Below are 21,832 nucleotides of genomic sequence, written 5' to 3'. Positions count from 1 at the left end.
AGTCCCGGGGCCCGACGGTCGCGTCAGGCGAAGAGGGTCTCGCCCACCCAGCCGTCCTGGGACGCCCCCGGTGGAACGGCGAAGATGCCCGATCCGACGTGCTTCACGTACTCGTTCATCCGGTCGTTCCGCGACAGCGCCTGCTGGATGGGCACGTACTGCCGCCGCGGGTCCCGGTTGAAGGCGATGAAGAACAGCCCGGCGTTGAGGCGGCCGAGTTCGTCGTTGCCGTCGACGAAGTTGTAGCCGCGGCGCAGCAGCGTGGCCCCGTCGTTGTTCTGGGGGTGCGCCAGGGCGACGTGCGAGTCGGGTGCGATGGCCGGCCCGCCACCGGTCGGGGCGGACGCGGCGAAGTCGGGGGCCGTGAACTCGGTGCCGCCCGAGAGCGGAGCCCCCTCGCCCTTGTCCCGACCCACGACCGTCTGCTGCTCGGCCAGCGAGGCGTGGTCCCACGTCTCGATCGTCATGCGGATCTTGCGCGCGACGAGGTACGAGCCGCCGCTCATCCACCCGGCGCCGTCGGACGCGGTCGCCCAGACGCCGTCCTCCACCGCGGTGACGTCCTCGGCCTTGACGTTGGCCGTGCCGTCCTTGAAGCCGAAGAGGTTGCGGGGCGTCGTCTGGCCACGGGTCGTCGACGAGGTCCGACCGAATCCCAGCTGCGACCACCGCAGGGAGGCGCGGCCGAAGGCGATCCGCGAGAGGTTGCGGATCGCGTGCACCGCGACCTGCGGGTCGTCGCTGCAGGCCTGTACGCAGAGGTCGCCGCCGCTCGCGGCCGCCACGAGCTGGTCGCCCGAGAAGTGGGGCAGGTCGACGAGGGCCGGAGGCCGCTTCGAGGCGAGCCCGAAACGGTCGGTGCCGTCGCTCGTGGTGAACAGCGACGGACCGAACCCGATCGTCACGGTCAGCCCGGCCGCGGGCAGACCCGTGGCCTCGCCCGTGTCGTCCGGAGGTGCCAGGGGGCTGCCGCCCGTGGCGCCCGTCGGGCTGACGTCGAGGCCGGCCGTCAGCCTCGACGCGGCGTAGCTCCAGTCCTTCAGCAGCTCGACGAGTTCGGCGCGGGAGACCCCGTCCGCGACGTCGAACGAGGCGAAGTGCAGGCGGTCCTGCGCGGCGGTGACGATGCCCGACTGGTGCCGACCGAAGAACGGGTACGACGGCGAGGCCCCGGAGGACCCGTCGGCGTGGGCCTGCACGGCTCGGTCCGTGCCGATTCCGACCCCGAGGCCGAGGACGCCGGCTCCGACGCCCGTCCCGACGAGTCCCAGCAGACCGCGGCGCGAGAGGCCGCCTCCCTCCGTCACCGTCAGGCGACCAGCGCGGAGGTGAGCTCGCTGAGCGGCTCGCTGAGGGCGTTGACGGCATCCGACAGCTTCTTCTTGTCGGCGTCGGTCAGGTCGGTGTACGACGGGTACCCCGTGTCGAGGCTGCCGTACCCCGCGAGCAGCGTCTCGACCTTCGTCAGCCGGTCGTCGATGGAGGTCGCCAGCTCGGGGTCCTTCTGGTCGACGATGTCGCGCACGCCGTCGAACGCCACCCGGGCGCCCTCGAGGTTGCCCTGGAAGTCGTAGAGGTCGGTGTGCGACCAGATCTCTTCCTCGCCGGTGATCTTGCCGGTGGCCACCTCGTCCATCAGGCCGACCGCGCCGTTGGCGATCGCGTCGATCCCGACCGTGAAGTCGTCCGCGGTGACCTCGTCGTAGAGGTCCTTCGTGTCGCTCGTCAGCAGGCCGGCGTAGTGGGCACGTTCGTCGGCCGTCAGGGGGACGTACGCCGCGCCTCCGTTCTCGGACGCCGCGGGCTGCCAGAGGTCCTTCTCGATGCGGTGCCATCCGGTCCACTCGGTGCCGGCTTCGACGTCGGCCTCGCGGAAGTCGATCTTCGGGTCGAGGTCGCCGAACGACTCGGCCACCGGCTCGATGCGCTCGTAGTGCGCCCGCGCCGACGGGTAGAGCGACCGGGCCTTCTCGTCGTCGCCGGCGGTGTACGCGGCGAGGAACTCGTCGGTCGCCGTGACGAGCTGCCCGGTCTGGTCCTTCACGTAGCCTACGTACGCCGTCGCCGCGGCGTCGATCTGCTGCTTCTCGCTGCCCGTCGCCTCGACGGCCGCGCCCGAGTCGGTCACCGTGAAGGAGGCGCGGACGCCTTCTCCGACGAGTCCCGGGACGCAGGCGGTGTAGTAGTCGCCGGCCGGCACCGAGACCGTCATCGAGCCCGTCGTGCCGGGGCCGATGTTCTCCTTCTCGCTGATGATGCGGAGACCGTCGTCGGCGAGCAGTTCGAACTCGCTGTTGTCGCTGCCGGTGTTCGTCATGGTGAACGTGACGGGGCCGCTCGGGACCGAGGTGGTCGAGAGCGAACACGTGTCGTCGGAGCCGTCGACGGTCACGGCGGTGGCCGCGGAGGAGCCGGCGGGAGCGTTCGCGACGCAGCCGGTCAGGGCCAGCGCGAGGGCGGCGACGCCCGAGGCGACGGCGAGGGGGCGGAGGGGGCTGGCGATCATCGTGATGCTCCTGCGGTGCGGGGTGACGGGGTGGTCGAGGGGACGGACGTGCCGAGGGTCGCGGACGAGCCGGACGGGGTCGTGGTACCGGGTCGACGTCGGCGGGTCGCCCGCACGAAGAGGGGGACGACGACGGCGAGGTAGGCGAGCCAGACGACGACCTGCAGCCAGCTCGGCGTCGGGGTGAAGTTCACGAGCCCCTGGAGCAGGGTGCCGTACCAGCTGGTCGGCGGAACGGCAGCGCTCACGTCGAAGGCCAGGGAGGCGCGGCCCGGCAGCACGGACGCCTCCTGCAGGTCGCCCACCCCGTAGGCGAGGACGCCCGCCGCGACGACGACGAGGAAGTAGCCGGTCACCCGGAAGAACCGGGCGACGTCGAGGCGGACCACGCCACGGTAGATCGCCACCTGGACGGCGACCGCCGTGACGATGCCGAGGAGCGCACCCACCAGCGGCGTCGCGCCGCCGCCGGTCGACTGCACGGTGGCCCAGACGAAGAGAGCGGTCTCGATGCCCTCGCGACCGACCGAGAGGAAGGCCAGCGCGACGACCGCCCAGGCGCCGCCGCCGAGGGCTCGCTCGAGGCCCGACTCGAGTTCGCCGCGCAGGCCGCGCGCGGTGCGGGCCATCCAGAAGACCATCCAGGTCACGAAGCCCACGGCCACGATCGAGAGACCGCCGCCGATGATCTCCTGGGCTTGGAAGGTCAGCCCGTAGGTGCCGAAGGAGAGCACGGCGCCGAGGCCGAGCGAGAGGACGACCGCGGCGCCCACGCCCAGCCAGAGGCGGGGGAGGACGTCGCGTCGGCCGACCTTGACCACGTAGGCGATGAGGATGCCGACCACGAGAGCGGCCTCGAGGCCCTCTCGGAGTCCGATGAGGTAGTTGGCGAGCACGGGGACGGCTTTCTCGGGGGAGTGGAGCTCGTCGTCGAGCAGGATGGGGATCAGGGACGCGGTCGACCGGTCGGACCGCAGAGGGACCGAACGGGCTGGTATGGTTAGGCTAACCTCACTAAGGGCACCCTGAGCCAGACCGACAGTAGTGCGGCGCGGCATATCCTGTCCAGTGATGAACTCCTCCGCCTCGCCGACGCCCGCGTCGCCCTCGACCGCCGGCGACCCTCGGCTCGAGCGCGTGCTCTTCGTCCACGCCCACCCCGACGACGAGACCATCACCACGGGTGGCACCATCGCCGCGATGGTCGAGGCCGGTGCCGCGGTCACCGTCGTGACCTGCACCCGGGGCGAACTGGGCGAGGTGATCCCCGACGACCTCGCCGCCCTTCGGGCCGACCAGGCCGCCCTCGCCGTCCACCGCGAGGGCGAGATCGCCGCCGCCATGCGAGACCTCGGCGTCGACGACCACCGGTTCCTCGGTTCGGCCGGTGCCCGCACGCCGGGGCTCCCCGAACGGGTCTATCGCGACAGCGGCATGGTCTGGCGGTCGGACGGCGTGGCCGGGCCGACGCCCGACCTGCACCCCGCGGCGTTCTGCGCCGCCGAGTTCGGCGAGGTCGTGAGCGACCTGTCAGCCGTCGTCCAGTCCGTGCGCCCGACCGCGATCGTCAGCTACGACGAGGACGGCGGGTACCACCACCCCGACCACGTCCGGGCCAACCGGGTCGCCGTGCGTGCCGCCCGCCTCGTCGGCGTGCCGTTCTTCGCGATCGTGGCCGGTGCCGAGTCGGCCGAGGGGGCGGAGGCCGAGGCCCTCGCCACCGACGACACCGTGCTGACGACCGACACGCGTCACGTGGCTCCTCGCAAGCTCGCCGCACTCCGCGACCACCGCAGTCAGGTCGAGGTCGTCGACCTCCCGGGTGGCCGGGCCGGCATCCGGTTCCCGCACGGCGCCGTCGAGTCCGTGACGGTCCGCGAGTCGTTCCGCTTCGTGCCCGAGCCGACGGTGGACGAGGGCGATTCCGAGATGGCCCGGATGACGACGGGCGGACGCGTCGTCGCGCTCGTCCTGGCGCTCGCCGCCGGGGCCGTGTTCGGCACCATCGGCACCGTCATGCACCAGTCGACGATCACCGTCGCCGGCTCGCCGTTCTGGTCCGGGCTCGTGCTCGCGTTGCTCATGAGCCTCACGCTCCTCGCCGGTCTCCGCTCGGTCTTCGGCTCGCGGGCGATGGCCGGGGCCGCCGCCGTCGGTCTCATCGGGGCGCTCGTCGTCCTGTGGCAGGCGAGTCCCGGGGGGTCGATCCTCGTGCCCGACAACACGCCCGCCCTGGTCTGGCTCGGCGGAGTGTTCCTGATCTGCCTCGTGGTGCTGGGGTGGCCGCGATTGCGGGGCCCGGCCGCCGGGGGAGCGACGCCGCCCCGCGACGCGGCCCGCGCCTCCTCGGTCGAGGCACAGCCGGCAGACGATAAGCTGGACGCCCTGCCCGACGCGAAGGGAACCCCCCAGACGTGACGTACGTGATCGCACTTCCCTGTGTCGATGTCAAAGACCGTGCCTGCATCGACGAGTGCCCCGTCGACTGCATCTACGAGGGCGAACGCTCGCTCTACATCCACCCCGACGAATGCGTCGACTGCGGTGCGTGCGAGCCCGTCTGCCCGGTCGAGGCCATCTACTACGAAGACGACCTGCCCGACAAGTGGGCCGAGTACTACAAGGCCAACGTCGAGTTCTTCGACGAGATCGGTTCCCCCGGCGGCGCGGCCAAGGTCGGCGTCATCGCCAAGGACCACCCCGTGATCTCGGCGTTGCCCCCTCAGGGCGCCGGCGCCTAGGACGGCCCCCGTGGCGCTCGACCTGCCCGAGTTCCCCTGGGACGCCCTGGTGCCGTACGCGGCCACCGCCCGGCGCCACCCCGGAGGCATCGTCGACCTCAGCGTCGGTTCGCCCGTCGATCCGACGCCCGAGGTCGTCCGTGAGGCCCTCGCGGTCGCGACCGACGCGCACTCCTACCCGCAGGTCGCCGGCACCCCGGCCCTGCGGTCGGCCATCTCGGAGTGGTACGCGCGCCGCCGAGGGGTGACCGGACTCGGCGACGCGAACGTCCTGCCGACCATCGGCTCGAAAGAACTCATCGCCGGCATGGCGCTCTGGCTGGGCATCGGTCCGGGCGACACGGTGGTCTACCCGACGAACGCCTACCCGACCTACGCGCTCGGCGCCGCCCTCGTCGGAGCGACGGCCCTCGCCTCCGACGACCCGGCCGAGTGGCCCGTCTCGACGAAGCTGGTCTGGTTGAACAGCCCGGGCAACCCCGACGGGGCCGTGCTGGGCTTCGAGGCTCTCCGCGCCGCCGTCGCCCGTGCGCGTGAACTCGGTGCCGTGATCGCCGGCGACGAGTGCTATGCCGAACTCGGGTGGACGGGCGAGTGGGCCGACCGCCCCACGCCCTGCATCCTCGACCCACGCGTGGTCGGCGACGACCTCCGCGGCGTCGTCTCGGTCTACTCGCTCAGCAAGCAGTCGAACCTCGCCGGGTACCGCGCGGGCTTCGTCGCGGGCTGCGACCACGTGCTCGGGCAGCTCCTCGCCGTGCGCAAGCACGCGGGCCTCATGCCGCCGGCCCCGGTGCAGCAGGCCATGGTCGTCGCCTTGGCCGACGAGGCCCACGTGGTCGAGCAGAAGGCGCGGTACGCGGCCCGCCGAGCGCGCCTCCTGCCCGCTCTCGAGGCAGCGGGGTTCCGCATCGACCGCAGCGAGGCCGGCCTGTACCTCTGGGCCACGCGGGACGAGGACGCCTGGGCCTCGGTGTCCTGGCTCGCCGAGCGCGGCGTGCTCGTCGCGCCCGGGTCGTTCTACGGGCCTGCCGGTGATCGCCACGTCCGAGTGGCGCTCACGACGACCGACGAGCGCATCGACGCCGCCGTGGGGCGACTCGGCGGCTGACCGCTAGGCTGACCGGGTGACTGACACTGCCAACGACGCCCAGAAGGCCACGCTGCAGTTCCCGGGGGGAACAGCCGAGTTCCCGATCGTCGCGAGCACCGAGGGTGCCTCGGCGATCGACATCTCGACGTTCACCAAGCAGACCGGTTACACGACCCTCGACACGGGTTTCGTGAACACCTCCAACGCCCGAAGCACGATCACCTACATCGACGGTGATCAGGGCATCCTGCGCTACCGGGGCTATCCGATCGAACAAGTCGCCGAGAACTCGACCTACCTCGAGACGGCCTGGCTGTTGATCTACGGCGAACTGCCCACCCCCGACCAGCTCGCCGACTTCGACGCGCGCATCCGGCGGCACACGCTGCTGCACGAAGACCTGCGCCGCTTCTTCGACGCCCTGCCGCACAACGCCCACCCGATGTCGGTGCTGTCGAGCGCGGTCGGCGCACTGTCGACGTTCTACGAAGACAGCATGAGCGTGCACGATCCCGAGCAGGTCGAGCTCCAGACCGTCCGACTGCTGGCGAAGCTGCCGGTCATCGCGGCGTACGCACACAAGAAGAGCCTCGGCCAGGCGTTCCTCTACCCCGACAACTCGCTCAGCTTCGTCGACAACTTCCTCAAGCTGAACTTCGGCACGATGGCCGAGCCGTACGAGGTGAACCCCGTCCTGTCGAAGGCGCTCGAACGCCTGCTCATCCTCCACGAGGACCACGAACAGAACGCGTCGACCTCGACCGTGCGTCTCGTCGGCTCGACGCAGGCCAACATGTTCTCGTCGATCTCGGCGGGCATCAGCGCCCTCTACGGGCCGCTGCACGGCGGGGCCAACGAGGCCGTCCTCAAGATGCTCGCCGAGATCCGCGACAGCGGGCAGGGTGTCGAGCGCTTCGTCGAGCGGGTCAAGAACAAAGAGGCCGGCGTCAAGCTGATGGGCTTCGGCCACCGGGTCTACAAGAACTACGACCCGCGCGCCAAGCTCGTCAAGGAGAGCGCCACCGAGGTGCTCGAGTCGCTCGGCGTGAAGGACGACCTGCTCGACATCGCGATGGAGCTCGAGGGCATCGCCCTGGCCGACGACTACTTCGTCGAGCGCAAGCTCTACCCGAACGTCGACTTCTACACGGGCGTCATCTACAAGGCGATGGGGTTCCCGCCCCGCATGTTCACGGTGCTCTTCGCCATCGGTCGCCTCCCCGGCTGGATCGCCCACTGGCGCGAGATGAACACCGACCCGACGACCAAGATCGGCCGCCCCCAGCAGTTGTACCTGGGCGCGACCGAACGCGATTGGCCGCAGCGCTAGTTCGCCGGAACGATCGGCACGACGCGAAGGGGTGGGCACGACGCCAGGTTCAGACCTGGAGTCGTGCCCACCCCTTTCGGTCGTGGTGCTTGTCGAAGACCTACGCGTGCAGCTGCGAGTTCAGCGTGATGCCGTGGCCCTTGCGGGGCAGCACCTCGACGGCGCCGGTCAGCGAGTTGCGGCGGAAGAGCAAGCCCGGCTGGCCCGAGAGCTCGACGGCCTTGACCGTCTGCGGCGAACCGTCGTTGGTCGGGGTGCCGCCCACGACGACGACCTTGGTGCCCGCCGTCACGTAGAGCCCAGCCTCGACGACGGTGTCGTCGCCGATCGCGATGCCGATGCCGGCGTTGGCGCCGAGCAGGGCGCGGGCGCCGATCGTCACCCGCTGGGTGCCGCCGCCCGACAGCGTGCCCATGATCGAGGCTCCGCCGCCGATGTCGGACCCGTCACCCACGACGACGCCCTGGGAGATGCGGCCCTCGACCATCGACGACCCGAGCGTGCCCGCGTTGAAGTTCACGAACCCCTCGTGCATGACCGTGGTGCCGGGGGCCAGGTGGGCACCGAGCCTCACCCGCGACGCGTCGGCGATGCGGACGCGGTCGGGCGAGACGTAGTCGAGCATGCGGGGGAACTTGTCGATGCCGGTCGCGACGATGCCGGCACGCTGCAGCATCGGACGGAGCCGTGCGAAGTCGTCGGGGTGGACCGGCCCCGCGTTCGTCCAGGTGACGATGGGCAGGTGCGCGAACACGCCGTCGAGGTTGACCGTGTTGGGCTCGACGAGGAGGTGGCTCAGCAGGTGCAGTCGCAGGTACGCGTCGGGCGTGGATGCAGGAGGCGCGCTCAGGTCGATCTCGACGGTCACCGGGACGAGGTCGACCGCGCGGCGCTCGTCGGGTCCGGCCGCGTCGGCCAGCTCGGCCGGGACGATCTCGGGGTCGCGGTCGGCCGGGAGGGTGCCGAGCCGGGGGGAGGGGAACCAGGTGTCGAGCGTGGTGCCGTCGTGCGAGACGGTCGCGAGGCCGTACCCGTAGGCGTGGGTCGGGGCGGTGGCGGTGGCGTCGGAAGTCATGGACCCGAGCGTATCGGCAGCCGCCGACGGACCGCTTCGGAGGTGACCCGTGCCCTGGCCCCGTAAACTCGCCCGCATGGCACCGATCGACCTCTCCGTCTCGCCCGTCGACGTCACCAGGCAGCTCTGCGACATCCGGTCGGAGTCGGGTGACGAACGCCTCGTCGCCGACGAGATCTGGGCCACGCTCGACGGTTGCGACCACCTCGAGTTGTTCCGCGACGGCGACGCGATCGTCGCCCGGACCCGGCTCGGCCGGGCCTCGCGGGTCGTCATCGCCGGTCACATCGACACGGTGCCGATCAACGACAACGTGCCCACGCGCTACGAGACCGAGGACGGGGTCGACTACCTCTGGGGTCGCGGCACCGTCGACATGAAGGCCGGCTGTGCCGTCCACCTGAGGCTCGCGGTCGAGTTGACCGAGCCCGGCGTCGACGTCACCTGGGTCTGGTACGACCACGAAGAGGTCTCCGACGCCCTGAACGGCCTGGGCCGCCTCGCGCGCGTCCGACCCGACCTGTTGGCCGGCGACTTCGCCGTCCTGGGAGAACCGAGCAACAGCGGGGTCGAGGGGGGCTGCAACGGCAACCTGCGCGCCGAGATCCGCACCTTCGGCGCCCGCTCGCACAGCGCCCGCTCGTGGGTCGGCGACAACGCCATCCACAAGGCCGCGCCGATCCTCGACGTGCTGGCGGCCTACGAGGCGCGAGAGGTCGAGGTCGACGGGCTCGTCTACCGCGAGGGCCTCAACGCCGTGGGCATCACGGGCGGCGTGGCCGGCAACGTCATCCCCGACGAGTGCATGGTGCACGTCAACTACCGGTTCGCCCCGAGCCGCAGCGGCGACGAGGCCGTCGTCCACGTCCGCGAGCTCTTCGAGGGCTTCGACGTCACGATCGTCGACCTCGCCCCCGGGGCCCGGCCCGGTCTGGACGCCCCGCTGGCACAGCAGTTCCTGCGTGCCGTGGGCGGCGAGGCCAAGCCCAAGTACGGGTGGACGGACGTCGCGCGGTTCTCCGCGCTCGGTGTCCCCGCGGTCAACTACGGTCCCGGTGACCCGATGCTGGCCCACCACGACGACGAGCGGGTGCCCGTGCAGCAGATCCTCGACAACGAGCGCGGACTGCGGGCGTGGCTGACGGCCTGACCGTCGACGACGCGAGTCGCGCCTCCTCGTCCCCGTCGACGCGGCACGATCCCCGACGACCGACCTCGGCGTCGCGGCGCCTCCTGTTGCGCTACCGGCTCACGCCGTGGTGGGCCCGGGTGCTCGTGGTGTTCGTCCTGTCGCGCGCCGTCAGCACGATCGCGCTGCTCACCTTCGCCGGTGCCCAGCAGGCCAACGCGTGGACCCTCGCGAGCCCGGACTACGGCAGCTTCGCCACGATCTGGGACGGTCACTGGTACAACATCATCGCCGTGGTGGGGTACCCGCGCGACCTCCCCATCACCGGCGACGGCCACGTCGGAGAGAACGCCTGGGCGTTCATGCCCGCCTACCCGTTCGTCGTCCGTGGGCTGATGGGCCTGACGGGCCTGTCGTTCGCGGCGCTGGCCGTCGTCGTGTCTGTCGCCTGTGCCGCGGGGACGGCCCTGTTGTTCTACCGCCTCATGCGGCACGCGCTGCCCGAGTCGACCTCGTTGTTCGCGGTCGTCCTGTTCTGCGTGGCGCCCCTGTCGCCGCTGCTGCAGGTGGCCTACGCCGAGTCGATGTTCCTGCTGCTGCTCTGCGCGAGCCTGCTCATGCTGGTGCGGCGGCAGTACCTGGCGATGCTGCCGGTCGTGCTGATCATGTCCTTCACGCGGCCCGGAGCCCTTCCGCTCGCCCTGGCGATCGGTCTACACGGGGTGCTGCGCTGGTGGCGCCGGCACGACGATCCCTTCCCGGTGCGCGAGCGCGTCCGGGTGGCGGTGTCGGCGGCGGCCACGGGCGTGTTCGGCGTAGCCTGGCTCGTTGTCGCCGGCGCGGTCACGGGCGTGCCGGGTGCGTACACGGAGACCGAACTCGCCTGGCGGGCGCCCTACATCGGCTACGGACCGCTCGTGCCGTTCACCCCGTGGGTCGACGGGGCGAACTGGTGGTTTCCGGGTGGTTCCGGCATCGCCCTCCTCGCGGTCGCGCTCGTCGCCTTCGTGGCCCTGTTGCTGTCACCCTGGGCGCGCCGGACGAGCATCGACCTGAGGCTGTGGGGCGTCGCCTACGGGCTCTACCTGCTCGCGGTGTTCTTCCCGCAGTCCAGCACCTTCCGGCTCCTGATGCCTCTCTTCCCCCTGCTGGGCGTCCTCGCGGTGCCGCGCTCGAAGGTCTACCGGGCGCTGCTCGTCGCCGTGTTCGTGGCTGGGCAGTGGGTGTGGCTCTACTACTGCTGGTGGGTGAACGGGTACGACTGGACGCCGCCGTGATCGGCCGAGGAACGGCGTCGTTTAGGTCGGGGGCCCGAAATCACGGATAATGGGACCAGCAACTTGCGAAAGGGGACTATCTGATGGCAGCCATGAAGCCGAGGACCGGCGACGGGCCTATGGAAGCCGTTAAGGAGGGCCGTCTCATCATCGTGCGTGTTCCGCTCGAGGGTGGGGGACGCCTCGTGGTGTCGGTCAACGACGACGAAGCCAAAGAGTTGCACGACGCCCTCGCCGGCGTCGTCAGCGCCTAGTCGGCCGCCTCCTTAATAGCCCCGGACGCCCCGCCCGCCGCACCTGCGGCGCGCGGGGCGTCCGTGCGCGTGCCCGCTTCCGTGCGCGTGGCCACTTCCGTGTGCCGGCTACCGCGCCGGTTGCCTGCTGCACGGGCAGGGAGCCCGGCGGGGGTGCGTCACCGCTTGATCAGCGAGAGCAGTCCGTCGCCCGCCGTCGAGAGCGAGCTGATCACGGCCGGTGAGGTGGACACCTCGGTCAGCAAGGTGCGGAAGCCCGTGGTCGTGCTGTCGCGGACGGCGGGATTGGCCACCCGTCCGTGCCAGAGTGCGTGCGCGACGAGGACGAGTCCGCCCGGGCGGGCGAGGCGCAGGCCGTGCTCGACGTACTCGATGACCGAGCCGGGGTCGGCGTCGACGAAGACGATGTCGTACGAGTTCTCGTTCATCCGGGGCAACACGTCGGCGGCGCGGCCGTCGATCATGCGGAAGCGGCTGGCAGGGATCCCCGCCTGCAGGTAGGCGTCCCGGGCGGCCTGCTGGTGCTCGATCTCGCGGTCGATGGTCGTCAGGACGGCCGCGGGGGCGCCCGAGAGCAACCAGAGCCCGCTGACGCCCAGGCCCGTCCCGACCTCGATGATCGACGACGCGTTCGAGGCGGCGGCGACGACCGCGAGCTGGGCGCCGACCGCCGGCGAGACGGCCTCGACCCCGACCTCCAGCGAATGCTGTCGAGCCTCGGCGATCGCGTCGCTCTCGGTGACGAGTTCTTCCGCGAACTTCCAACTTGACTCTATCTGCGACACACCCACTCCTCGAAAGGCCAACTCTAGGGGGTTCCCCGAGTCGTCACCGGTTAGTCTGCTTGCGTGTCCATGTTCGGTCTGACGTTCGACAAGCTGCTCATCATCGGTGTGCTCGCGGTCTTCCTGCTCGGTCCCGAACGACTGCCCGGCTACGCGGCGAAGCTCGCCCAGCTCGTGCGGACGGTGCGTGACATGGCCAACGGTGCGAAGACGCGCATGCGCGACGAGATGGGCCCCGAGTTCGACGACGTCGAGTGGCAGAAGCTCGACCCCCGTCAGTACGACCCGCGGCGCATCATCCGCGACGCGTTGCTCGACGGCACGGATGCCGCCCCCAAGCCCTCGGCGCCGAGCATGGCGACGGCCGGTGCCGCCGCCGCGGCTGTGTCCGCAGGGTTGCCGGGGGGTCGTTCCTCCGCACAGGTGGTGCCGCTCGCGACGGGCGAGGTGCCGCCGTACGATTCCGAGGCGACCTGACCCGCCTGCGGCACCGCACCTCCTGACCTCGTCGCCCGCCTCGTGGTCTGCCGTCACGTGGCTCTTCGCCTCCAGCCCCTCACTCGGTCTCCACGTGGCCCGTGGGCGGCGTGGTGGTCAGACGCCTCCGTGCAGTGCCGCCACGCGTGAGGCCTCGGCCCTGAGCGCGTCGACGACCCGTCGCACCGAGGGGCGCTCGGCCCGGTCGCGCCGCATCACGGCGGACACCCAGCGCACGGCCCGGATGCTCTCGAGCGGCACGAGCACCATGTCGTCCCGGGCGTCCTTGGCGGTGAAGCGCGGCAGCACGGCGATGCCGAGGCCGGCCCCGACGAGCGACTCGGTCACCTTGGTGTCGCTGAAGCGCTGGGCGACGCGGACGGGGCTGCCGGTCACCCGCTCGATCTCGCGGTAGACCCACTCGAACGGGAAGTCGTGCGGGACGCCGATCCAGTTCTCGCCCTCGAGGTCGCCGGGTGCGAGCGAGGCGCGACCGGCGAGACGGTGGTCGGCGGGCAGAGCGATGTCGAGGGGCTCGGTCAGCAGGGGGACGGTGACGAGTCCGCGACCGGGCCACGGCTTGTCGTCGGACGAGTGCGCGACGACGACGTCGTGGTCGGCGGCCAGCTCGGGGAACTCGCGGATCGACGGGTCGTGGTCGCTCGCGACGACCACCAGGCCGGGGGTCTCGGCCACCGTGCGCAGCAGCCCCGGCAGCAACATCTGCCCGCCCGTGGGGAAGGTGGCCAGCGTGACCTCGCCCTGGGGGGTGGCGACGAAGTCGTCCCAGACCGCCTGGGCTCGCTCCAGTGCCACGGCGACGTCGGTGGCCGTCTGGGCCAGCACGCGCCCGGAGCCGGTGAGCACGATGCCGCGTCCCACCCGCTCGGTCAACGCCACGCCCGCCTCGCGCTCGAGCACCTTGAGCTGCTGCGAGACGGCACTCGGGGTGCGGTGGGTGGCCCGGGCGACGGCGGCCACGCTGCCTCGTTCGGCGAGTTCGCGGAGCAGTTCGAGACGCTTGACATCCATGTAGCAAATCTACGCTGTTTCGGTAGAAACGTGAGATTGATCTACCGCTTCTCGGGGCGCATCATTGAGGAGTCCCCGGAGCGCGTCGTAGCGCTCCCGAGCTCCGGTCGACCTGGTCCCGGGCTCGGTGGCGAATCCATCCCACCACGCAGAATCGCGCGTCGAACCGCGCCAGAAAAGAGTCCCCCATGCTCACCGGAATCATCGTCCTCGCCATCGCCGCAGTCGTCGGAATCGCCGGCTCGCTCGTCTCGGTCGCCCGAGACGGTTTCCGCGCCATCCCGACCAAGACCTACAACCGCTGGTCCTAGTCCGCTTCGCGGTGGTCGGCGCGTCTCCCTCCTGAGCGTGCCGCCACCGCGTGTGCCGCCTCCGTGCTGGGGTGCGGCACGAGCACGTCGCCGCCCCTCGGGCGAGACGCTGTGACGAAAGGGCACCTCGCCACGCGAGGTGCCCTTTCTGCACGTCCGGGGTGCTCGACCCCGGTCAGGTGACGCTGAGTCCGAGCTTCCGGCCGGCCAACCCCCGGGCCCGCACCGCCAGTCGGCCAGCGAGCTCGTCGATGGCCGTGGCCGCAGGATCGTCGGGAGCGGCGAGCACGACCGGTACGCCGTCGTCGCCCCCCTGGCGCAGGCTCAGACTGAGCGGCACGCTGGCGAGCAACGGCACCTCGGCCTCCTGACCGGACGACAACCGGCGGGCGGTCTCGACGCCACCACCGGAGCCGAAGAGCTCGAGGACGCTGCCATCGGCCTGGGGCAGACCCGCCATGTTCTCGACGACCCCGAGCAACCGCTGACCCGTCTGGCGTGCCACGAGCCCGCTGCGCTCGGCGACGTCGGCGGCGGCCGGTTGAGGCGTCGTGACGACCAGCACCTCGGCGTGCGGCAGCAACTGCCCCACCGAGATGGCGACGTCGCCCGTCCCGGGCGGCAGGTCGAGCAACAACACGTCGAGGTCGCCGAAGTACACGTCGGTCAGGAACTGCTGGATCGTCCGGTGCAGCATCGGCCCGCGCCAGGCGACGGCGGTCGAGGCGTCGTCGACGAACATGCCGATCGAGATGACCTTCACGCCGTGGGCCACGGGCGGCAGGATCATGTCGTCGACGCGGGTGGGCTTCACCGAGGCGCCGTCCGGGCCGACGAGGCCGAGGAGTCCGGGGATGCTGAAGCCGTAGACGTCGGCGTCGACGATGCCGACGGCCAGACCACGGGCCGCGAGGGCGACCGCGAGGTTGGCGGTCACGGTGGACTTCCCCACCCCGCCCTTGCCGCTCGTGACGGCGTACACACGGGTCAGCGTGTCGGGGCCGAACTGCATGCCGCGCGCCGCCCGGCCCGCCCGCAGCTTCTCGGTGAGGGCGTGTCGTTCGTCCTTGGTCATGACGGTCACGTCGACGGTGACGTCGGTGACGCCGGTCACCGAGGCCGTGGCCTCGCGGACGTCGCGTTCGATCGTGTCGGCTGCCGGGCACCCCACGATCGTGAGCTTGACGGCCACCGTGGCCGCGCCTCCTGCGTCGACGACGACGTCACCGATCATGTCGAGTTCGGTGACGGGCTTGCGGATCTCGGGGTCGAGCACCCGCGCGAGCGCGCGACGGACGTCGTCCGGCGTCGCGGGGCGGGTGGCGGCGACCGGCTCAGCCACGGTGGTGGCCGTCGCGCCGGGCGTCGCGTCGTGACGACGAGGAGGTGCGGGTCGGCTCGACCGCGGGGCTCTCGTCGTCGTCGCGCCGGTCGAGCTCGTCGAGCAGCGAGCGGAGCTCGGCCCGGATGAAGTCCTTGCTGGCCATGTCGCGGATCGCGATCCGGAGCGCGACGACCTCACGGGCCAGGTACTCGGTGTCGGCCAGGTTGCGTTCGGCGCGCTGACGGTCCTGTTCGAACTGCACGCGGTCGCGGTCGTCCTGCCGGTTCTGCGCGAGCAGGATGAGGGGAGCGGCGTACGACGCCTGCAGCGACAGGATCAGCGTCAGGGCCGTGAAGCCGATGGCGGCGCTGTCGAAGCGGATGTCGATCGGGGCGACCGTGTTGTAGATCATCCAGACGACGCAGAACAGGGTGAGGGCGATCAGGAAGTAGGGCGTGCCCATGCCCCGGGCGATGGACTCGGTCGCCCGACCGAAGCGGTCGCTGCTGACCCGCTTGCGCCCGGGCAGCACGCGGGGGCGCAGACCCTTAGGGGCGTCGAGGCGGACGTCGTTGCGGTTATCGCGGGCCATCGTCGCTCCTCGTGCTCTGGCCGATCGCGGGGCGACGGGCGCGGCCACGCGGTCGGCTCGGGGTCAGCGGTTGGTCGGGGTCCTGACTGCGCCAGTCGTCGGGCAGGACGTGGTCGAGGACGTCGTCGATGGTGACGACGCCCACGAGGCGGTGCGCCGAGTCGACGACGGGCACCGAGACGAGGTTGTAGGTCGCCATGACCCGCGTGACCTCGAGGGCCGTGGCGTCGACGCGGACCGGTTCGGTGGTCTGGTCGAGGATCGTCCCCAGGCGCTCGTTCGGCGGGTAACGGAGCATCCGCTGGAAGTGCACCATGCCGAGGAACCGGCCGGTGGGCGGTTCGTAGGGTGGCAGGACGACGCAGACCGCCGCGCCGAGCGCCGGGGCCAGTTCGTGACGACGGATCAGGGCGAGGCCCTCGGCGACCGTGGCGTCGGCCGAGACGATGACGGGCTCGGTCGTCATCAGTCCGCCGGCGGTGTCGGAGTCGTAGCTGAGCAGCATGCGCACGTCGTCGGCCTCGTCGGGCTCCATCAGCGTGAGCAGCTGCTCGGTGCGTTCGTCGGGCAGCTGGGCGATGAGGTCGGCCGCGTCGTCGGGCTGCATCTGGTCGAGGACGCTCGCCGCACGGTGGTCGTCGAGGCCCGTGAAGATCTCGACCTGCTCGGCCTCGGGCAGCTCTTCGAGCACGTCCGCGAGGCGGTCGTCGGACAGTTCGCCGGCGACCTCGAGCCGCCGCTCGGGCGTGAGGTCGAGCAGGGTGTTCGCGAGGTCCGCTGGCACGAGGTCGGAGTACGCGGCGATCAGGTGCTCGGCGCTCTGCGCCTCGCCCGGTCCGGCCTCCTCGACGACGTCGTCCCACGCCGCGAACGCCGTCGGCGCCTTGACGAACGGCGACGGCGACGTCTTGGGCTTGCGCAGGAAGAGCTGGCCGACCTCCCAGTCGCCCTCGCTCACCTCGTCGATCGCCACGTCCTCGATGGTGGCGTGGCCGCCACCGTGCCGGAACGACACGCGACGACCGAGCAGGTCGGCGATGACCCGGGTCTCGCCGCCACGCTGCTCGAAGCGGCGGAGCGTGATGACGCCGTTCGTGATGATCTGGCCCGAGCCGATGCTCGTGACGCGTCCGATCCCCACGAAGACCCGGCGCTTGCCGGGGACCTCGACCACGAGGCCCACCACGCGCGGCGCCCCGGTGCGGCGGTAGACCACCAGCACGTCGCGCACCTTGCCGACCTTGTCGCCCGCAGGGTCGAAGACGGAGCAACCGGCCAGCCGGGCGACGAAGACTCTGGTTGCACTCACGCGTCCAATTTAGTCGCTCGCGGGGTCGCCGCCGACGGGTGCCCGGCAGGGGCACCGTGTTTAATGCTGGGATGACGAACCCGGGCCCCGTGGGCCGCCGCCCGCCGATGGTGCCCACCCTGCCGCGGGGCGACGTCCTCGGCACCTACGACACGTATCCCGAGGCGCAGCGCGTGGTCGACCGGCTGTCACAGGCCGAGTTCCCGATCAAGCGGCTGGCGATCATCGGCAACGACCTCAAGACCGTCGAACGCGTCACCGGTCGCCTGAGCTACGGGCGTGCCGCGCTGGCCGGGGCCGTGACCGGACTCTGGCTCGGCGTCTTCTTCGGGCTCGTCATGCTCGTCTTCGCGACCGAGACCGCCACCGCGGCCACCGTCGGGGCGGCGGCCCTGCTCGGAGCCGGCTTCGGCATGCTCTACGGCATCGTCAGCTTCGCGATCACCCGTCGCCGCCGTGACTTCACCTCGACGCACCAGGTGCTCGCGTCGAACTACCAGATCGTGGTCGACCCCGAGGTCTCCGGGCGGGCGCACGAGATCCTCGCGCGTCCCGAGACCCCGCGCCGCTGACGTACCCTGGTGTCGACATGGCACCCCGCGACCCCTCCACGACGGCCACCCGGGCCGAGCGCTTCGCGCGTGGTTGGCTGACCGCCGGTGCGTCGACCCTGGTCGCGGCCTTCTCCCACGTGGCCGGCGGTGGCATGGAGCCCGGACTGCTCGGCGTCGTCCTCGCCCTGGCCGTGGCCGTGCCCGTCTCGATCGCCCTGGCGGGCGTGCACCTCTCGACCGTGAGGCTCGCGGTCGCGGTTGCGCTCAGCCAGGTCGCGTTCCACCTGCTGTTCTCCCTCGGAGCCTCGGACGGCGGGGGCGCCTCGGCGACGGGCGGGCACCACTCCGCACTCGTGATCTCGACGATCGCCGACGGCGCCGCGTCCGGTGGCGGCGTCGGCCAGGCCATGGTCATGGGTGGCCCCGCCATGTGGCTGGCCCACGCGCTCGCGGCCGTGGTCACGATCGTCGCCCTGCGGCGTGGCGAGGGCGCCGCGTGGGCCCTCGTCCGACTGGCCGTCCGCGGTCTGGCCGTCGCGCGCCTCCTGACCGCCGGGCACCGGCCCGAGGCGCCCGTCGTCCGGCGCCCGCCGACTCCGGTCGGCGTCCGTCCGCGCCCGCCCGGCCGACGACACCTCACGGCCCGACCCCGTCGCGGTCCGCCCTGCCCTGCCTGACCCCGCACACCGCCGACCTCCGTCGCCGGTGACCCCGTCGGACGCGCCCGTCGCGCCGTCGGGCCCCATCGTCATGCACCGCAGACCGATCGCACTCGCGATCGAGAGGACCAGATCCATGAACCGCAGCACCAACCCCATTTCCGTCGCGTCCCGCCGTCCCCGGTCGTCCGCCGTCGTCGCCCGTTCGGCAGCGGCCCTCGGCGCCGCCGCCCTGCTCGCGTTGGCCGCGCCCCTCGCGGCCTCGGCCCACGTCCACGTCGAGCCCGGTCAGGCCGAGGCCGGGTCGTACGAGACGTTGACCTTCAAGGTGCCGAACGAGTCGGCGACCGCGGGCACCGTCGGGCTCGTCGTCGACCTGCCCACCGACACCCCGTTCACCTCGGTGTCGTACGAGCCCCTCCCGGGGTGGACCACCGAGGTCACCACCAGCACGTTGCCCGAGCCGGTCGAGCTCGACGGCACGACGATCACCGAGGCGCCGACGCAGGTGACCTGGACGGCCGAGGGCGACACGCAGATCGCACCCGGACAGTTCCAGCAGTTCGTCATCTCGGCCGGTGCGGTGCCCGACACCGGGTCGATCGCGCTGCCGGCCCACCAGCGCTACTCGGACGGCACGGTGGTCGACTGGGCCGACGCGCTTCCCGCCTCGGGAGAAGAGCCCGAGCACCCCGCACCGACCCTCTACGTCAACGACGCGCCGCCGGCCGACGAGCACGCCGGCCACGCGACGGACGACGACGCGACGACCGCGGGTGTCGGCACCTCCGGCGACTCGGCGTCGGGCTCCGGCGACGGCGCGGTCGGACCGCTCTCGATCGGCCTGGGCATCGGCGGTCTCGCCCTGGGTGCGCTGGCGCTCGTCGTCTCGGTCGTCGCGCTGACCCGTCGGCCCCGGGCGACCGCGTCCCGCACCTCGACGAACGGCGGGGTGGACGCGTGACGGCCGCGCGCTCGCGGACACCGCGCCTCCTCGGCGTCCTCGTGACGGCCGGGCTGGGTACCGCGGTCGGTGCCCTCGCCCTCGTACCGGCGGGATCGGCCGCGGCGCACGACTACGTCGTGAGCAGCACGCCGGCCGCGGGCTCGACCGTCGACTCGTCCCCGGCGACCGTGTCGATCACGTTCAACGACGTGATCCTCGACCTCTCGGGCACCGGTAGCTCGAACGTGCTCGAGGTGACGGACGCCGCCGGTCTGCACTACGAGGACGGCTGCTCGACGACCTCGGGACCGACGCTGACGACCGGTGTCGCGCTCGGGTCGCCCGGCGCCTACACGATGACCTACCAGGCCGTCTCGGCCGACGGCCACACGGTCTCGGACGCAGTCCCGTTCACCTACGCCCCCGCCGCGGGCACCGCGGAGGGGGCAGGCTCGCCGACCCGTCCGAGCTGCGGCAGCGCAGGAGGCGCGGCTGGCGGTGCCGGCGCCCCCACCGGTGACGAGACCGAGGCGGCCTCGCCCTCGGCCTCGTCCGAACCCGAGATGACGACCATGGCGACCCCGGGTGACGACACCGTGGCGACGCCGTCGGCTGCGCCCGAGTCGGGCTCGGTGAACGCCGGACTCGTCATCGGCATCGCGGTCGCGATCGTCGTGCTGGCCGCCGCCGGTGTGGTCGTGGCCATCGTCACCGGCCGGCGACGTGACGGGACACCGTCCGAGACCGACGACACGTCGGCCCCGGACGGCGACTCGTCGTCCGACGGTCGATGACCCTGCCTCGCTGATCGGGGTGTGAACGGGCGAAAGGCCCCGGGTGCGATGCACCCGGGGCCCTTCGGTGTCGGACCTCAGTCGCGGGAGATCCACGCCTCGACGTCGGCGACCGTGCGGGGGATGCCCACCGAGAGGTTCTCGGCCCCGTCGGCGGTCACGAGGATGTCGTCCTCGATGCGCACGCCGATGCCGCGGAACTCCTCGGGCACGGTGAGGTCGTCGGGCTGGAAGTACAGGCCGGGTTCGATCGTGAACACCATGCCGGGCTCGAGCACGCCGTCGAGGTAGAGGTCGCGGCGGGCGGCGGCGCAGTCGTGCACGTCGATGCCGAGGTGGTGGCTCGTGCCGTGCACCATGTAGCGACGGTGGTACTGGTGGTCGGGCTTCAGCGACTCCTCGGCGGACACCGGCAGGAAGCCCCATTCGGCCGTCCGTTCGGCGATGACCTTCATGGCCGTCGCGTGGATCTCGCGGAACGCGATGCCCGGACGCACGATCGCGAACGCCGCGTCGGCCGCCTCGAGCACGGCTTCGTACACGAGACGTTGCACGTCGGTGAACCGGCCCGAGACGGGCAGTGTGCGGGTGATGTCGGCCGTGTAGAGGCTGTCGAGTTCGATGCCCGCATCGATGAGGATGAGGTCGCCGTCGCGGACGACGCCGTCGTTGCGGGTCCAGTGCAGGACGCAGGCGTGGTCGCCCGACGCGGCGATCGTGTCGTAGCCGACCGTGTTGCCGTCGGCGCGGGCCCGACGGTTGAAGGTACCCTCGACGAGCCGCTCGCCGCGCGGGTGCGCGACGATGTCGTCGAAGTCGGCGATCACGTCGGTGAACCCCTTGCCCGTCACCGTCACGGCCTGGCGCATCTGCGCGACCTCGTACGCGTCCTTGACGAGACGCAGCTCGCTCAGGTCACGGGCCAGGTCGGCGGAGGTCGCCCGCTCGCGGGGGCGGTCGTCGTCGGAGATCACGACGGCCGTCGTCCCCGCCGAGACGGGGGACTGCTCGGCGGCGGCCTCGACGACGGCGTCGAGACGGCGGGTCAGGTCGGGGTCGGCTTCGCGGACGACGAGGGTGCCGGCGTCGATGGTGCCGACCACGGCCTCGAAGTCGGCCAGGTCACGCGTGGCGAGACCCAGGTCGGCGGCGACCTGCGTCAACGACGGGCGCGGGCCGATCCAGAACTCGCCGATCTCGGGGTTGGCGTAGAACTCGTCCGAGTCACGCCCGGCGCTCGCCCTCAGGTACAGGGTGGCGTCGTGGCCCTCGGCCGTGGGCTCGAGCACGAGCACCGAACCGGGCACGGTGTCGGAACCCCAGCCCGTCAGGTGCGAGAACGCCGAGTGCGCACGGAAGGGGTAGTCGCAGTCGTTGGACCGGACCTTGGCGGAGCCGGCCGGCACGACCAGGCGGGTGCCCGGGTGCAGCGCGGACAGCCGCGCGCGACGGTCGGCGGCGAACGGCGCCTGCTCACGCGGCTCGGGGAGGACGTCGGGGCGGTCGGCCCACTGCGACGAGATGTAGTCCTTGAACGTGTCCGACCCGGGGGTGGTGGAGCGGTTGGTGGTCGCGCGCGGCGCCTTCTGATCTGCCATGCCCACCATTGTCCCGCCAATCGGGCCGGACGCCCAGTCGGTGGGC

The 21,832-nt window shown here is 71.6% G+C and carries 23 protein-coding genes; 13 read left to right on the top strand and 10 right to left on the bottom strand.

Annotated elements, in window-relative coordinates; translation table 11 throughout:
• Positions 1 to 23: 23 nt before the first annotated feature.
• The 3 genes from efeB to efeU are packed head-to-tail and all read right to left on the bottom strand — an operon-like array spanning position 24 to position 3,402.
• Positions 24 to 1,313 carry an iron uptake transporter deferrochelatase/peroxidase subunit gene (gene efeB, locus EDF21_RS12295; protein ID WP_056049203.1) on the bottom strand — a complete coding sequence of 430 codons (1,290 nt, stop codon included), beginning with the start codon at positions 1,311 to 1,313 and terminating at the stop codon, positions 24 to 26.
• Positions 1,310 to 2,506 (bottom strand): iron uptake system protein EfeO, encoded by a 1,197-nt coding sequence (gene efeO, locus EDF21_RS12290; protein ID WP_056048703.1) that lies wholly within the window; start codon positions 2,504 to 2,506, stop codon positions 1,310 to 1,312. Before efeO ends, efeB begins: the two co-directional genes overlap by 4 nt.
• Positions 2,503 to 3,402 (bottom strand): iron uptake transporter permease EfeU, encoded by a 900-nt coding sequence (gene efeU, locus EDF21_RS12285; protein ID WP_123571556.1) that lies wholly within the window; start codon positions 3,400 to 3,402, stop codon positions 2,503 to 2,505. Before efeU ends, efeO begins: the two co-directional genes overlap by 4 nt.
• A 175-nt stretch (positions 3,403 to 3,577) precedes the next feature.
• On the opposite strand from efeU, the gene EDF21_RS12280 reads away from it, so the two are divergent.
• Genes EDF21_RS12280 through EDF21_RS12265 form a run of 4 tightly spaced genes read left to right on the top strand, consistent with a single transcriptional unit; the run spans position 3,578 to position 7,670 of the window.
• A complete protein-coding gene (locus tag EDF21_RS12280; RefSeq protein WP_123571555.1) occupies positions 3,578 to 4,924 on the top strand; it encodes a PIG-L family deacetylase in 1,347 nt (448 codons plus the stop codon).
• Positions 4,921 to 5,247 (top strand): ferredoxin, encoded by a 327-nt coding sequence (gene fdxA, locus EDF21_RS12275; protein WP_043595461.1) that lies wholly within the window; start codon positions 4,921 to 4,923, stop codon positions 5,245 to 5,247. The genes EDF21_RS12280 and fdxA overlap by 4 nt, the downstream gene beginning before the upstream one ends.
• A gap of 10 nt (positions 5,248 to 5,257) precedes the next feature.
• Positions 5,258 to 6,358: a succinyldiaminopimelate transaminase gene (gene dapC / locus EDF21_RS12270; protein WP_056048692.1), complete on the top strand. Its 1,101-nt coding sequence runs from the start codon at positions 5,258 to 5,260 to the stop codon at positions 6,356 to 6,358.
• 16 nt (positions 6,359 to 6,374) lie between these two features.
• Positions 6,375 to 7,670: a citrate synthase gene (locus tag EDF21_RS12265; protein WP_082460573.1), complete on the top strand. Its 1,296-nt coding sequence runs from the start codon at positions 6,375 to 6,377 to the stop codon at positions 7,668 to 7,670.
• Positions 7,671 to 7,770: 100 nt separating this feature from the next.
• Here EDF21_RS12265 and dapD read toward each other — a convergent pair whose 3' ends face one another.
• Positions 7,771 to 8,745: a 2,3,4,5-tetrahydropyridine-2,6-dicarboxylate N-succinyltransferase gene (gene dapD, locus EDF21_RS12260; RefSeq protein WP_123571554.1), complete on the bottom strand. Its 975-nt coding sequence runs from the start codon at positions 8,743 to 8,745 to the stop codon at positions 7,771 to 7,773.
• 76 nt (positions 8,746 to 8,821) lie between these two features.
• On the opposite strand from dapD, the gene dapE reads away from it, so the two are divergent.
• The 3 genes from dapE to EDF21_RS12245 all read left to right on the top strand — a co-directional run bounded on the left by dapE (position 8,822) and on the right by EDF21_RS12245 (position 11,405).
• A complete protein-coding gene (gene dapE, locus EDF21_RS12255; RefSeq protein ID WP_123571553.1) occupies positions 8,822 to 9,895 on the top strand; it encodes a succinyl-diaminopimelate desuccinylase in 1,074 nt (357 codons plus the stop codon).
• Entirely contained in the window at positions 9,880 to 11,151 is a 1,272-nt protein-coding gene (locus tag EDF21_RS12250; protein ID WP_233568486.1) for a hypothetical protein, read from the top strand. Before dapE ends, EDF21_RS12250 begins: the two co-directional genes overlap by 16 nt.
• A gap of 83 nt (positions 11,152 to 11,234) precedes the next feature.
• Entirely contained in the window at positions 11,235 to 11,405 is a 171-nt protein-coding gene (locus tag EDF21_RS12245; protein ID WP_071256769.1) for a DUF3117 domain-containing protein, read from the top strand.
• A 158-nt stretch (positions 11,406 to 11,563) separates the two neighbouring features.
• On the opposite strand, the gene EDF21_RS12240 is transcribed toward EDF21_RS12245, so the two are convergent.
• A complete protein-coding gene (locus EDF21_RS12240; RefSeq protein WP_123571728.1) occupies positions 11,564 to 12,190 on the bottom strand; it encodes an O-methyltransferase in 627 nt (208 codons plus the stop codon).
• Positions 12,191 to 12,259: 69 nt separating this feature from the next.
• Here EDF21_RS12240 and EDF21_RS12235 point away from each other — a divergent pair, with 69 nt between their 5' ends.
• Positions 12,260 to 12,667, top strand: coding sequence for a Sec-independent protein translocase TatB (locus EDF21_RS12235; protein WP_123571552.1), 408 nt, complete (start codon positions 12,260 to 12,262; stop codon positions 12,665 to 12,667).
• A 117-nt stretch (positions 12,668 to 12,784) separates the two neighbouring features.
• Here the strand turns inward: EDF21_RS12235 and EDF21_RS12230 are convergent, their stop codons facing one another.
• Positions 12,785 to 13,699 (bottom strand): LysR family transcriptional regulator, encoded by a 915-nt coding sequence (locus EDF21_RS12230; RefSeq protein WP_056048675.1) that lies wholly within the window; start codon positions 13,697 to 13,699, stop codon positions 12,785 to 12,787.
• Positions 13,700 to 13,887: 188 nt separating this feature from the next.
• Here EDF21_RS12230 and EDF21_RS17165 point away from each other — a divergent pair, with 188 nt between their 5' ends.
• Entirely contained in the window at positions 13,888 to 14,010 is a 123-nt protein-coding gene (locus EDF21_RS17165; RefSeq protein ID WP_255350805.1) for a hypothetical protein, read from the top strand.
• Between the two features lie 175 nt (positions 14,011 to 14,185).
• Here EDF21_RS17165 and EDF21_RS12225 read toward each other — a convergent pair whose 3' ends face one another.
• From EDF21_RS12225 to EDF21_RS12215, 3 genes are read right to left on the bottom strand one after another with little or no spacing between them, the layout of a single operon-like run.
• Positions 14,186 to 15,352: an Mrp/NBP35 family ATP-binding protein gene (locus tag EDF21_RS12225; RefSeq protein ID WP_233568485.1), complete on the bottom strand. Its 1,167-nt coding sequence runs from the start codon at positions 15,350 to 15,352 to the stop codon at positions 14,186 to 14,188.
• Positions 15,345 to 15,926: a DUF1003 domain-containing protein gene (locus tag EDF21_RS12220; RefSeq protein ID WP_056048668.1), complete on the bottom strand. Its 582-nt coding sequence runs from the start codon at positions 15,924 to 15,926 to the stop codon at positions 15,345 to 15,347. Before EDF21_RS12220 ends, EDF21_RS12225 begins: the two co-directional genes overlap by 8 nt.
• Complete coding sequence (locus tag EDF21_RS12215; protein ID WP_056048665.1) at positions 15,913 to 17,235, bottom strand: magnesium transporter MgtE N-terminal domain-containing protein; 1,323 nt, start codon at positions 17,233 to 17,235, stop codon at positions 15,913 to 15,915. The genes EDF21_RS12220 and EDF21_RS12215 overlap by 14 nt, the downstream gene beginning before the upstream one ends.
• A gap of 71 nt (positions 17,236 to 17,306) precedes the next feature.
• On the opposite strand from EDF21_RS12215, the gene EDF21_RS12210 reads away from it, so the two are divergent.
• The 4 genes from EDF21_RS12210 to EDF21_RS12195 all read left to right on the top strand — a co-directional run bounded on the left by EDF21_RS12210 (position 17,307) and on the right by EDF21_RS12195 (position 20,188).
• The gene (locus EDF21_RS12210) at positions 17,307 to 17,807 is read left to right on the top strand and encodes a general stress protein (RefSeq protein ID WP_056048662.1); all 501 of its coding nucleotides are present in this window, start codon (positions 17,307 to 17,309) and stop codon (positions 17,805 to 17,807) included.
• Between the two features lie 17 nt (positions 17,808 to 17,824).
• Complete coding sequence (locus EDF21_RS12205; RefSeq protein WP_123571551.1) at positions 17,825 to 18,466, top strand: hypothetical protein; 642 nt, start codon at positions 17,825 to 17,827, stop codon at positions 18,464 to 18,466.
• Positions 18,467 to 18,584: 118 nt separating this feature from the next.
• The gene (locus EDF21_RS12200) at positions 18,585 to 19,412 is read left to right on the top strand and encodes a YcnI family protein (protein ID WP_123571727.1); all 828 of its coding nucleotides are present in this window, start codon (positions 18,585 to 18,587) and stop codon (positions 19,410 to 19,412) included.
• Positions 19,409 to 20,188: a copper resistance CopC family protein gene (locus EDF21_RS12195; protein ID WP_233568484.1), complete on the top strand. Its 780-nt coding sequence runs from the start codon at positions 19,409 to 19,411 to the stop codon at positions 20,186 to 20,188. The genes EDF21_RS12200 and EDF21_RS12195 overlap by 4 nt, the downstream gene beginning before the upstream one ends.
• Before the next feature lie 77 nt (positions 20,189 to 20,265).
• Here EDF21_RS12195 and EDF21_RS12190 read toward each other — a convergent pair whose 3' ends face one another.
• Entirely contained in the window at positions 20,266 to 21,786 is a 1,521-nt protein-coding gene (locus EDF21_RS12190) for an aminopeptidase P family protein (protein WP_123571725.1), read from the bottom strand.
• Between the last annotated feature and the right edge of the window lie 46 nt (positions 21,787 to 21,832).

The organism is Frigoribacterium sp. PhB118 (assembly GCF_003751725.1).
In the GTDB taxonomy this organism is placed as follows: domain Bacteria; phylum Actinomycetota; class Actinomycetes; order Actinomycetales; family Microbacteriaceae; genus Frigoribacterium.
The sequence above is the reverse complement of the archived record's forward strand: the minus strand, read 5'-3'. Positions and strand labels throughout refer to the sequence as shown.